The 12625-nt window shown below is 48.2% G+C and carries 11 protein-coding genes; 3 read left to right on the top strand and 8 right to left on the bottom strand.

What is annotated here, in order from left to right; genetic code table 11:
* The first annotated feature begins 4 nt into the window (after positions 1-4).
* Complete coding sequence (locus KVT36_RS15020; protein WP_217604300.1) at positions 5-922, top strand: ABC transporter ATP-binding protein; 918 nt, start codon at positions 5-7, stop codon at positions 920-922.
* The gene (locus KVT36_RS15015) at positions 915-2228 is read left to right on the top strand and encodes an ABC transporter permease (RefSeq protein ID WP_217604299.1); all 1314 of its coding nucleotides are present in this window, start codon (positions 915-917) and stop codon (positions 2226-2228) included. The genes KVT36_RS15020 and KVT36_RS15015 overlap by 8 nt, the downstream gene beginning before the upstream one ends.
* Positions 2229-2238: 10 nt before the next feature.
* Here KVT36_RS15015 and KVT36_RS15010 read toward each other — a convergent pair whose 3' ends face one another.
* The 4 genes from KVT36_RS15010 to KVT36_RS14995 form a co-directional block, all read right to left on the bottom strand.
* Positions 2239-3654, bottom strand: a complete 1416-nt coding sequence (locus tag KVT36_RS15010) for a sigma-54 dependent transcriptional regulator (RefSeq protein WP_217604298.1) — start codon at positions 3652-3654, stop codon at positions 2239-2241.
* Between the two features lie 68 nt (positions 3655-3722).
* Entirely contained in the window at positions 3723-4004 is a 282-nt protein-coding gene (locus KVT36_RS15005; RefSeq protein ID WP_089906371.1) for a hypothetical protein, read from the bottom strand.
* Between the two features lie 209 nt (positions 4005-4213).
* The gene (locus tag KVT36_RS15000) at positions 4214-5158 is read right to left on the bottom strand and encodes a nitronate monooxygenase family protein (protein ID WP_217604297.1); all 945 of its coding nucleotides are present in this window, start codon (positions 5156-5158) and stop codon (positions 4214-4216) included.
* A 46-nt stretch (positions 5159-5204) separates the two neighbouring features.
* A complete protein-coding gene (locus tag KVT36_RS14995; protein WP_217604296.1) occupies positions 5205-6197 on the bottom strand; it encodes a sugar phosphate nucleotidyltransferase in 993 nt (330 codons plus the stop codon).
* A 191-nt stretch (positions 6198-6388) separates the two neighbouring features.
* Here KVT36_RS14995 and glyA point away from each other — a divergent pair, with 191 nt between their 5' ends.
* The gene (gene glyA / locus KVT36_RS14990; protein WP_217604295.1) at positions 6389-7666 is read left to right on the top strand and encodes a serine hydroxymethyltransferase; all 1278 of its coding nucleotides are present in this window, start codon (positions 6389-6391) and stop codon (positions 7664-7666) included.
* Positions 7667-7747: 81 nt separating this feature from the next.
* On the opposite strand, the gene KVT36_RS14985 is transcribed toward glyA, so the two are convergent.
* The 4 genes from KVT36_RS14985 to KVT36_RS14970 all read right to left on the bottom strand — a co-directional run.
* A complete protein-coding gene (locus KVT36_RS14985; protein ID WP_217604294.1) occupies positions 7748-8929 on the bottom strand; it encodes a M20 family metallopeptidase in 1182 nt (393 codons plus the stop codon).
* Entirely contained in the window at positions 8913-9356 is a 444-nt protein-coding gene (locus KVT36_RS14980) for an SPOR domain-containing protein (protein WP_217604293.1), read from the bottom strand. Before KVT36_RS14980 ends, KVT36_RS14985 begins: the two co-directional genes overlap by 17 nt.
* Positions 9357-9376: 20 nt before the next feature.
* The gene (gene deoC / locus KVT36_RS14975) at positions 9377-10066 is read right to left on the bottom strand and encodes a deoxyribose-phosphate aldolase (protein ID WP_217604292.1); all 690 of its coding nucleotides are present in this window, start codon (positions 10064-10066) and stop codon (positions 9377-9379) included.
* Between the two features lie 144 nt (positions 10067-10210).
* The coding region (locus KVT36_RS14970) for an SEC-C metal-binding domain-containing protein (protein ID WP_217604291.1) at positions 10211-12625 on the bottom strand (2415 nt) is incomplete at its 5' end.

Below are 12625 nucleotides of genomic sequence, written 5' to 3'. Positions count from 1 at the left end.
TAGCATGAACTTACTGGAGGTGCAACACCTTAAAAAATACTATGCCACACACAAAGCAGTGGATGATATCAGCTTTGACATACCCAGGGGCAGCATCTTTGGTTTGCTGGGACCTAACGGCGCCGGCAGAACCACGCTGCTGCGCATGATCACCGGCATCTTTTATCCCGATGAAGGTAATATATTGTTTAACGGGCGTCCCTTTAACCCGCAGGAAGATATACACTCCATTGGTTATATGCCGGAAGAAAGGGGGCTGTATAAAAAGATGAGGGTGGGAGAGCAGGCCCTTTACCTGGCCCAGCTGAAAGGCCTTTCTGAAAAAGAAGCCCTGGAAAAAGTGAAGCACTGGTTCAATAAGTTTGATATGAATACCTGGTGGAATAAAAAGGTAGAGGAGCTGAGCAAAGGCATGCAGCAAAAAGTGCAGTTCATTTCCACCATCCTGCATAACCCGTCCCTGCTGATCCTGGACGAGCCCTTCTCCGGCCTGGACCCGCTGAATGCAAACCTTATTAAGCAGGAGATCTTTGACCTGAGCAAGGCCGGCACCACCATCATCTTCAGCACCCACCGGATGGAGCAGGTAGAGGAAATTTGCGACCGCATTTTACTGGTAAATAAAGGCAAGAAGCTGCTGGAAGGCCAGGTGCAGGAAGTGAAGCAAACCTTTAAGCAGCACCTTTTCCGCATTGGCGTAGGCGTAGTACCCAACTTTGCGCAAATGGCCACGCACCACTTTACCATCATTAAACAGCATGACCATGCCTATACCGTGAAGCTGAATGAGGACAGCAGCACCAACGATATCCTGCTGCACTTCATCCGCCAGGATATACCGGTAACTCACTTTGAAGAGATATTACCTACCCTCAACGAAATATTTATTACCCAGGTACAGAAAACCGAAGAATATGCATAAGATCTGGCTCATCATAAAAAGGGAATTCCGTACCCGCGTACGCAAAAAAAGCTTTTTAATATTAACGTTATTAATACCGCTGTTCTTTGCCGGTACTATTATCATCCCCATTCTTATAGCAGTAAAAGGGGAAGATAGTAAACGCATAGCCGTAATAGACGAAAGTAAATTGTTCATTGGCAAGCTGCCGGATGCCAAAGGCATTTATTTTAAACCGCTGGAGCTGGTGAAGATAGATACCTTTAAACAAAAGTACCAGGAATACGGTTACGCAGGGGTATTATACATTCCCGACATAGATATTAACCGCCCCAGCGGCATTGAATACTACAGTAAAGGCCGCGCCAGCATTATGCTGGAAAGCAATCTGAACCGGCAGATAAATGATGTAATAGAAAAAAAGCGGATGGAAGTAGCCGGCATTGACCGGCAAAAGCTGGATGAGGTGAAGAGCGATATAAAAATAGATTTTCGCAGCGGCGATGAGGAAACCAAAGGCAGCTCCGCCGTGGCTTATGCCGTAGGTTATAGCAGCGGGTTTATTATTTATATTATACTGATGGTATTTGGCATGTCGGTAATGCGTGGGGTAATGGAGGAAAAGGTAAGCCGCATTGCAGAAGTAATGATCTCCAGCGTAAAACCTTTTCAGCTCATGATGGGTAAGATCGTAGGTATTGCAGGGGTAGGCTTGTTACAGTTCCTGATATGGGGTGTATTGCTGACGGCTATACAAATGTTGTTACCCTTATTCCTTTCTGCCGATACCGTGCATACCATTAACCAGGGCGGCGCCATGGCGCAGAATGCCAATAATGCTGCAATGGCGGATGCAATGGAGAAAATAAACTTTATAGTAGGCAGCATTAACTGGAGCCTGCTTATCAGCTGTTTTATCTTTTATTTCCTGGGTGGTTATTTGTTTTACTCTGCCTTATTTGCAGCAGTAGGCAGCCTGGTAAATGAGGATCCTAATGATGTGCAATCCCTTACCTTTCCCATTACCTTACCGATCATTATTGGTATTATGGTCATGATATCGGCCGTGCAAAACCCTAACAGCGCGCTGGCAGTATGGGGCAGCATTATACCTTTTACATCTCCTATGGTAATGATGGCGCGCCTGCCTTATGGCGTACCGGGCACGGTAGCTTATTGGGAGCTGGCATTATCCATGATCTTCCTGGTAGCAGGGTTTTTACTCACTACCTGGCTGGCCGGTAAAATATACCGTACCGGTATTTTAATGTATGGTAAAAAGATAACGCTGAAAGAAGCGGCTAAGTGGATCGTTAGAAAGGGTTGATGGCAGCCGTTTACAGCTTGATGTTGTAGAGGTGCAGCTTATTATACAATGTTTTACGGTCTATATTCATGAGCCGTGCTGCTTTGGTTTTATTATACAGGGCCTGTTTCATTACAGACAGGATCTTGTCATACTCCGCCTGCCGGGAAATTGTTTTTAAATGATGCTGGTCTTCCTGCTCAGCTGCGGTACTGTCATCCTGCTGTGCGGTTTCCTGCGAAGCGGGCATCATTTCCTGTGGTAAAAAAGAAAGAGGTATTTCCTGCAAACCTACGGACAGCAGGCATAATCTCCTGATCACATTTTTCAGCTCACGGATGTTGCCGGGCCAGGCGTAGGTATAAAAGTATTCTATTACATCATCGGAAAAGGCGCCGCATTTTTTCTGCAGCTCTTCCTGTATCTCTTCTACAAAACTGTTAATGAGCAGGGGAAGGTCCTGCAGCCTTTCCCGCAGCGGCGGAACGGCAATATTAAATTCATTCAGCCGGTAAAAAAGGTCCTGCCGGAAGTTGCCTTTTTCTACACTTTTAGCCGGATCTTCATTAGAGGCTACAATAAGGCGAATGTCTACCGGTATTTCCTGTGTGCTGCCAACAGGCCGTATAGCCCTTTCCTGCACCACACGTAGCAGCGCTACCTGTACATTATAACTCAGGTTGCCTATTTCATCCAGGAACAGGGTGCCCCCCTGCGCCTCCCGGAAAGCGCCCTGCACAGCATTAACAGCGCCGGTAATGGCGCCTTTCTCATGACCAAACAATTCACTGGCCGCCAGCTCATCGCTCAGGCAGCCGCAGTCCAGCGCCACAAATGGCTTTTGGGCCCGTGCGCTGTTCATATGTACCAGGCGGGCTACCGATTCTTTACCGGTACCCGTTTCCCCGAAAATTACAATGCTATAATTGGTAGGTGCTACCAGCTTAATTTGCCGCAGCAGCTCCCGGGCGCTTTCACTTTCGCCATATACATAATGATCGCTAAGCTGCAGGCCAGGCCCCTTTTTAGGAGTGGCTGCATTTAACGGCGCCGGTGTTATAAAAGTGGTAACGGGCAGCGGCTGCGCAGCTGATGCGCGGTTGGCTACTTCCGTTATTTGCGTGGCAGTAAAGGGTTTGGGCAGGTAATCATAAGCGCCTTCTTTTATCAGGCGGATGGCAATGCGTACATCCGGGTACCCGGTCATAATGATCACAGCGGTTTCCGGGTTGGCAGTGTGTATCACCTGCAGCAGTGTACTGCCATCTTGCTCCTTATCTTTTAACCGGAAATCACAGAACACAATATCATATGATTTTTCTTTAATCATTTTTAGTGCTGTGTTTCCCGATAAAGTAGTGTCCACCATGAAACCCTGTTTACCCAGTATAGTACGTAACAGGGAGCAAATGCCAGGTTCATCGTCAATGATCAGTATATTTTTCATGGTGTTCATTTTAAGATGATTGCCGGGCAATATTACCGGCAACGGGGACGCTGGGGCTGTCTACACCATTAGTACCGGTAGTTCCTGCCATTGCTGGAAGAGAGCTGCCGGCGTTCTTTAGCCATGCTAACCCCAATGGGCCGGCCGTTTACACGGTATCCGTCCAGCTGGGCAATGGCTTCCATTGCTGCATTGTTATCCGGCATTACTACATTCGCTAATCCTTTGGAGGCGCCGGTGAATATATCGGTAATAATACTACAGGAGGCCACCTGGCCAAATTTTGTAAAAAGGTTCCGTAAGTCTTCTTCACGAAAAGAGGGCATCAGGTTTGACACATTGATATTCATACAAGTTCACTTTTAAAAAGAAATTCAACAGGCAATTAAGTAAGGCAACAGATTAGAAAACTACCGGGAGTTTGATTGGCAGTAAAAACGTCGTTGGAGATGCTTATCGCTGTAATTGGTTAGTAAGTTAACAATAATAATGTTAAATAAATCATAATCACCAAAGAATATGATCAGTGGCGCTAATATATTTTTGTATTACACACTTATTAGAAGGGGGCCGACAATCTTTTACAGGTTTGTAAGTACTCTTCCCAGATCTCCTGCACAATGGCGGCCGCAGGTTTAATGGTTTGTATCAGCGCGCTCACCTGGCCTATTTCCAATTCTCCCTCTTCCAGCTGCCCTTCAAACATCCCTTTTTTAGCGCGGCTGCGGCCCAGCAGCGTAAGCAGCTCTTCTGCCGTGGCGCCCCGGTCTTCTGCGGTTTTTACGCTTTCATAAAACCGGTTCCTGAGCAGGCGTACCGGCGTTAGCTTTTTCAATGACAATGCAGTATCTCCCTCTTTGGCCTGCAGCACAGCTTCTTTAAAATTTGTGTGGGATGAGGCTTCCGGCGTAGCCACAAAACGGCTGCCCACCTGCACGCCTTCGGCACCCAGCGCAAAAGCCGCTGCCATAGCTTTTCCAGAGCCAATGCCACCCGCTGCAATAACAGGGATCTGCACCTGCCCGCATACAGCAGGTATCAGCACCATGGTGGTAGTTTCTTCCCGCCCGTTATGCCCGCCTGCTTCAAAACCTTCTGCCACCACTGCATCCACACCAGCGGTTTGACTTTTTAGGGCAAATACGGAGCTGGATACCACGTGTACCACGGTAATGCCCGCCTCTTTAAGCAGGGGAGTCCAGGTTTTAGGATTGCCGGCGCTGGTGAATACGATCTTCACCCCTTCCCGGATAATGATCTGCATTAGCTGCTCAATGTCAGGGTATAGCAGGGGCACGTTCACACCAAAAGGCTGTTGGGTAGCTTGCTTGCATTTGCGGATGTGCTCCTGCAGCACATCAGGATACATGCTGCCGGAGCCAATTAACCCCAGGCCGCCTGCATTACTAACCGCACTGGCTAAACGCCAGCCGCTGGCCCATACCATGCCGGCCTGGATGATGGGGTATTTTATGTTAAAGAGTTGTACGATGCGGTTAGCCATACAGCAATTTAAATATAATTACGAATTGACCATTCGTAATTGACCATTACCCGAGATCAATCTCCGTATTATCGCCAATATTCAAACTCTGGCTTAGCCCGCGGATATTGGCATCGCTGCCGATCAGGGAAGACTTTAACACCACCTCATACAGGTTGGTGAAAGAGCCGATAATAGAATCTTTTACAATGGAATAGCTGATCACGGTATTATCCCCTATGGCTACATTGGGCCCAATGATGGAGTGTTTGATATTACAGCCTTCACCAATACTTACCGGCGGTATAATAATAGTGCCTTCATAGGGCAGCACCGGGTTATTGGCCAGCTTGTATTTTTTAAGCAGGATGGCATTGGTTTCCAGCAGGGTTTCTTTACGCCCGCAATCGAACCAGTTGCTTACTTTAAAAGGTTTGAACTGCACGTTATGCTGTATCATACATTCCAGCGCATCGGTAAGCTGGAATTCATCGTGCGATTTTATTTTCTGGTCAATATTGTTTTGCAGGCAATCATACAGCTGCTCCGTTTCCTTGATCTTGTACAATCCTACCAAAGCCAGGTTGGATTTGGGGATCTGCGGTTTTTCCACCACACGGGCAATATGCCCTTCTTCATTTATCTCAGCTACGCCAAAGTTGCGCGGGTCATCTACTTTTTTCAGTCCCAGCATAGATACAGGTGAGCTGATCAGCTCACTGTAATCCCCTTCACAGATGGTATCGCCCAGCACGATCAGGATCTCATCATTTTTCACCAGGTCGCGGGTAAGTAAAATGGCGTGGCCGGTACCTTCGCGGCTGTTCTGTTGTACAAAATGGCAGGTGAGGCCCGGGTATTTCTGCTGTACGTAATGCTGTATCTTCTCTCCCAGGTAACCTACTACAAACACAAATTCCTGTATGCCTGCTTCCACCAGCTGATCTATAATAATACTCAGGATGGTTCTCCCGGCTAGTGGTATCAGCGCTTTGGGTTGTGTATATGTATGCGGACGTAGCTTGGTGCCGGCACCTGCTACTGGTATTATGGCCTTCATTCTTAGCGTTAGGTTTAGAAAATCTGTGCTGCTGTTTGTTGTTCCAGCGCTTACTCTCTGGCCGGATATGGCCCCAGGGGCGTGAAGATAGTAATTTTTTTATAACGGACTATGGACCATCGGCCATGGACTATTTACAAATTGCATTTCATTCCCCTTTAACCTATTTTTGCAGCAAATTTTAAAGCTCCATGCAAAGAGACAACCAGATATTCAATATCATCGGCCAGGAACTGGAACGTCAGCGCCACGGCATTGAACTGATAGCTTCTGAAAACTTTACCAGCCTGCAGGTAATACAGGCCATGGGTACGGTATTAACCAATAAATATGCAGAAGGGTATCCCGGACGTAGATATTATGGTGGTTGCGAAATAGTGGATCAGAGCGAGCAGCTGGCTATTGACAGGGCTAAGGAGATCTTTGGTGCAGCATATGCCAACGTGCAGCCGCACTCCGGCGCACAGGCCAATGCCGCTGTAATGATGGCCATTCTGCAGCCCGGCGATAAAATTCTGGGACTGGACCTGAGCATGGGCGGCCACCTGACCCACGGTTCTTCCGTGAACTACTCCGGAAAGCTGTACCAGCCGTTCTTTTACGGCGTTAACAGAGAAACCGGCCTGGTAGAATATGATAAAATGGAGGAAATAGCGCTGAAAGAAAAGCCGAAGCTGATCGTTTGCGGCGCCAGCGCTTACAGCCGCGATTGGGATTATAAACGCATCCGCGCCATAGCCGACCAGGTAGGCGCTTTTGTAATGGCAGATATTGCCCACCCCGCAGGCCTTATTGCCAAAGGGTTGCTGAACTCTCCCTTTGAGCATTGCCACTTTGTAACTACTACCACCCATAAAACACTGCGCGGCCCCCGTGGCGGTATGATATTGCTGGGCAAGGATTTTGAGAACCCATTTGGTCTGAAAACGCCCAAAGGCGAGATCCGTATGATGAGCTCTCTGCTGGATACCGCGGTATTCCCCGGCATCCAGGGCGGCCCGCTGGAGCATGTGATCGCAGCTAAAGCAGTATCCTTCTTTGAGATCCTGACAGATGAATATGATGTATATGCCCGCCAGATCCTGAAAAATGCCCAGGCCATGGCCAAAGCATTTGTGGACAAAGGTTACCAGATCATTTCCGGCGGTACGGATAACCACCTGCTGCTGATTGACCTGCGTAACAAGAATATTTCCGGTAAAAAAGCAGAACAAACCCTGGTAAAGGCAGATATTACCGTGAACAAGAACATGGTGCCTTTTGACGATAAATCTGCTTTTGTAACCTCCGGTATCCGCGTAGGCGTGCCAGCCATCACCACCCGTGGTATGAAAGAAGAGCATATGCCGCAGGTAGTACAGTGGATGGATGAGCTGTTACTGGACGCAGATAACGAGGCGCTGATCACAAAGATCCGCAAAGAAGTGAACGGCTTTATGGGCCAATTCCCGCTATACCCGGAACTGTAATTCAATTACGAATAAAATAACAAAGGCCTCAATCATTTTATAATGATTGAGGCCTTCTTATTTAAAATACCTGATTCGTAATTAAACGGCCAGTGTAGCGGCCAGGTACGCCATTGCGCCCATACCGATCTCAATGGCATTTTCATCAATATCAAAAGTAGGCGTATGTACGCCGGAGGTAATGCCCCTGGCCTTATTACCGGTACCCAGCCTGAAAAAACAGGCCGGTACTATCTGTGAGTAAAAAGCAAAATCTTCTGCGCCCATCCGCACTTCCGTATCTACCACCTGCTCCTTACCCATATAGGCTTCTGCTAAGGAACGTGCCTGGGTAGTTACTTCTTCGTTATTATATAAAGTAGGGTAACCTACTAAAATATCAATGTCAATATCCGCACCCATGGCATGCGCCAGCTCAGTGGCCTGCTTCTTAATAAGTTCATGCGCTTTAAAACGCCAGGTTTCATCCATGGCGCGGAAAGTGCCCATCAGCTTAACTTCACTGGGAATTACGTTAGTAGTATGCCCGCCGTTAAATGCACAGATAGATAATACAGAAGGAGAGAAGGGATCATTATTCCGGCTCACGATCTGCTGCAGGCTTACCACCAGGTGGGATGCTACTAAAATAGTATCCACCGTAAGATGAGGCGCTGCGGCATGCCCGCCTTTACCTTTAATGGTAATGTAAATTTCATCGGCGCTGGCCATGTATTTACCACTCCGGAAACCCAGCAGGCCTGTTTCCATATTAGGTAACACGTGCAGCCCTAAAATGGCCTGCGGACGTGGGTTTTCAAGCGCGCCGTCTTTGATCATGAGGCTGGCCCCGCCGGGATGTTTTTCTTCACCGGGCTGGAACAGCACTTTCACAGTGCCTTCAAATTCTTCCTTAACCTGCTGTAATATTTTGGTAGCGCCCAGCACACAGGTGGTGTGCACATCATGCCCGCAGGCATGCATTACGCCTTCATTTTTTGATCTGTAAGGAACGTTATTGGCTTCTACGATAGGTAAGGCATCAATATCTGCGCGGATGGCCACCGTGCGTTTGGAGGGGTTCTTCCCTTCCACCAGCGCTACTATGCCGGTACCGGCTACATTGGCCTGGTAACGAACGCCAAATTCATCCAGCTTTTGTTGGATGAACTGTGAGGTGGCATATTCCTGGAAAGAGAGTTCAGGATGGGAATGAATATGATGTCTGATATCTATGAATGCTGGTGCAAATTCACTGGCTAATGACTTAATTCGGTTCTTCATTCGACAATTCTTTATCCGGAGATACGTTGATGAGGGCAGGCACTACAAATGCGCCGTTGGGAAACAGGTCAGAGAGCTTGTCGCGCAGCTCGGTAGCTTCTTCCCTGGTTTTAAAATCGCCAATACGTACTTTGAAATAAGGCGCCTGAAAGTCAAGATAGGTGCGGTAATCAGGGAAAGCATGCATCACGCGGGCTTTGGCTTCACTGGCATCATTCCGGCGGTTGGTGGTGATCACCTGCACGCGGAAACCCGGCTGGTTACGGATAGCCAGCGTATTGATGTAGATCTGTTTTTTGATCAGCATATCAATACGGCTGTCTTTGATCACCTTTACATTACCGCCGCTGGCCGTTGCAAAGGTACTGTCCTGTGCAGCGGCTATGCCACCCATCAATACTAAAGCTGCTGTAATCAGATATTTCATATATAGTTAATAATGAAGACTTAATAATTAATACCGGAAGCGCCATTGGAGCCCTGTCCCTTGCTTTCCTTCATAATAGCTACGCTGGCACTGCATCCTAACCGGGTAGCGCCCGCAGCTATCAGCTCCTGGGCAAAAGCAAAGGTACGAATACCTCCGGAAGCTTTTATTTGGATATTAGCCGGCAAATGTTGCCGCATCAGCTGTACGGCCGCCACACTGGCGCCTTTTTCCGCATACCCGGTAGAGGTTTTTACATAATCCACCGCGTATTTGGTGTACAGCGCACAGCACTGTATAATTTCATCTTCCAATAATATGCCACTTTCAATGATCACCTTGATCACTTTCCCTTTGCTGCGCGCAATAGGCAGCAGGGTGGCAATTTCTTTTTCCAGGTAAGCCCAGTCCTGGTTACGGATGGCAATCAGGTTAACCACTATATCCAGCTCATCGGCCTCGTCCACAATAGCCAGTACGGTTTCCGCTACCTTGGCCTCTATGGCAGAATACCCAAACGGGAACCCGATCACAGTAGCCACTTTCACGCCCGTATTGCCGGTAAAGGTCTTAGCTATTTTCACAAAGGGGGGCGGCACACATACGGCTGCAAAATCATACTCCACCGCCTCCATGCACAGGGTTTTAATGTCCTCTTTAGTGGTAGTTGGCTTTAGGATAGTATGATCAATATATTTATTTAGCTGCATGGATTACGAGTTGTCAATTACAAAATGCGTAGCATTCTTCATGGGATACAATGGATTAACTATAAAAAAAATTACGAATTACGAATCTAATGCTTTCTTCGCATTCATTCGTAATTCGTAATTAACTAATTCGTAATTAATTATCTACAGGTCTTTTCCGTGGCACTGTTTATACTTCTTCCCGCTTCCACAAGGGCAGGGATCGTTACGCCCAACCTTGGGGCCTATACGAACCGGCTCCTGGCGCACAGGTTCTGCATTGGTAGCATATTCCTGTTCTGCAGTAGCGGTAGCAGCGCCTTGGCCATTACCTTCAAACTCCTGGTGAGAGGCGCGCATACGGCTCATATCCGTTTTCTGCTCGCGTCCTTCACGGATCTGCTGTTCCTGGTGCCGGTCTTCCCGCACCGGGATACCGCATTTGCACAGGAATGATACGATCTCGCGGCTGGTTTCCCCGTCCATTTGTTTGAACAGGTTAAACGCTTCAAACTTATAGATCAGTAACGGATCTTTTTGTTCATACACTGCGCCCTGTACAGATTGTTTCAGATCGTCCATAGCACGCAGGTGCTCTTTCCACGCATCATCTATCAGCGCCAGGGTAATGCTGCGTTCCAGTGCGCTCAGCGTTTCCTGTCCCTGGGTATCGATCACCTTTTGCAGGTTAGCCAGCACGTTAATGCCTTTTTTACCATCGGTGAAGGGAATGGAAATATTCTCTATCTGGTGGCCCTGGTCCTTATGGATCTGGGTGATCACCGGCAGGGTTTTGGCAGCTATTTCAGCGGTTTTACGCTCATAGTTTTCCTTAGCCTGGTGGTATAATTTAGTTGTTAACAGTGCAATATCTGTTCTCTGCAGATCTTCCAATGTAATATCGGTATCTATAGAAAAGTTCATGATTACATCCAGCGTAAAGGCTTCATGGTCGCCGCTTTCCTTATGTGTGGTGATAATGCTTTCCGCCACATCGTAGAAAGAGTTGTCAATGTCAATGGCCAGGCGCTCGCCAAACAGGGCGTGGTTACGTTTGGAGTAGATCACGGTACGCTGTTTGTTCATCACATCATCATACTCCAGCAAACGCTTACGGATGCCGAAGTTGTTTTCTTCCACTTTCTTCTGTGCGCGTTCAATAGAGCGGGTGATCATGCTGTGCTGTATCACTTCGCCCTCTTTATAACCCATGCGGTCCATGAGGCCTGCAATACGGTCAGAGCCGAACATACGCATCAGGTCATCTTCCAGAGATACAAAGAACTGGGAAGTACCGGGGTCGCCCTGGCGGCCGGCACGGCCACGCAGCTGGCGGTCTACACGGCGGCTTTCATGCCTTTCCGTACCTATAATTGCCAAACCACCGGCTTCCTTAACACCGGGGCCCAGCTTAATATCCGTACCACGGCCGGCCATGTTGGTGGCAATGGTTACAGCGCCTGCCAACCCTGCTTCAGCCACTATCTGGGCCTCACGGGCGTGCTGTTTGGCGTTCAGTACATTGTGCGGTATTTTTTCAAAGGTGAGCATTTTGCTCAGCAGCTCGGATACTTCCACGGAGGTGGTACCTACCAGTACCGGGCGGCCTTTACCCTGTAATATCTTGATCTCGTCTATTACAGCGCGGTATTTATCGCGTTTGGTTTTGTATACCAGGTCTTCCGCATCAATACGGGTAATAGGCAGGTTGGTGGGAATGGTTACTACATCCAGCTTGTATATTTCCCACAGTTCACCGGCTTCTGTAACCGCTGTACCGGTCATACCGGCCAGCTTGTGGTACATACGGAAGTAGTTCTGTAAAGTAATGGTAGCAAAGGTTTGGGTAGCAGCTTCCACTTTCACGTTTTCCTTGGCTTCAATGGCCTGGTGCAAACCGTCGGAGTAGCGGCGGCCTTCCAGTATACGGCCGGTCTGCTCATCCACGATCTTTACCTTACCGTCCATTACCACGTATTCCACATCATTATCAAACAGCGTGTATGCTTTCAGCAGCTGCTGTACGGAGTGTATGCGGTCAGATTTCTGTGCAAACTCCTGCAGCAATACATCTTTACGTTGCAGCTTTTCTTCAGCGGTAATATCCAGCTTTTCTATTTCAGCGATCTCTGAACCTACATCCGGCATTATGAAGAAGTTGGCATCTTCGCCTTCCTGGGTAATAAGGTGAATGCCTTTGTCCGTAAGGTCTACGCTGTTGTTCTTTTCATCTATATGAAAGTACAGCTGCTCATCCACCTTCGGCATTTCGCGCTGCTGGTCGGCCAGGTAATAGTTCTCTGCTTTTTGCAGCAGCACTTTGTTACCAGGTTCGCTCAGGTATTTAATTAAAGCGCTGTTCTTGGGCAACCCGCGCCAGGCGCGCATCAGCGCTAAACCGCCTGTTTTGGGATCGTCCTTGCCTTCTGCTATTAATTTCTTGGCATCGTTCAGGAACTGGGTGGTTACTTTTTTCTGGGCATCTACCAGGCGTTGAATGCGGGGTTTCAGTACATGGAACTCCTGCTCTTCGCCACGCGGTATGGGGCCGGAAATGATCAGCGGGGGACGGGCATCATC

This window comes from Chitinophaga sp. GbtcB8, assembly GCF_019091455.1.
GTDB lineage: Bacteria > Bacteroidota > Bacteroidia > Chitinophagales > Chitinophagaceae > Chitinophaga.
Note: the sequence above shows the minus strand (reverse complement) of the source record. Positions and strands in the feature narration are given on the sequence as shown.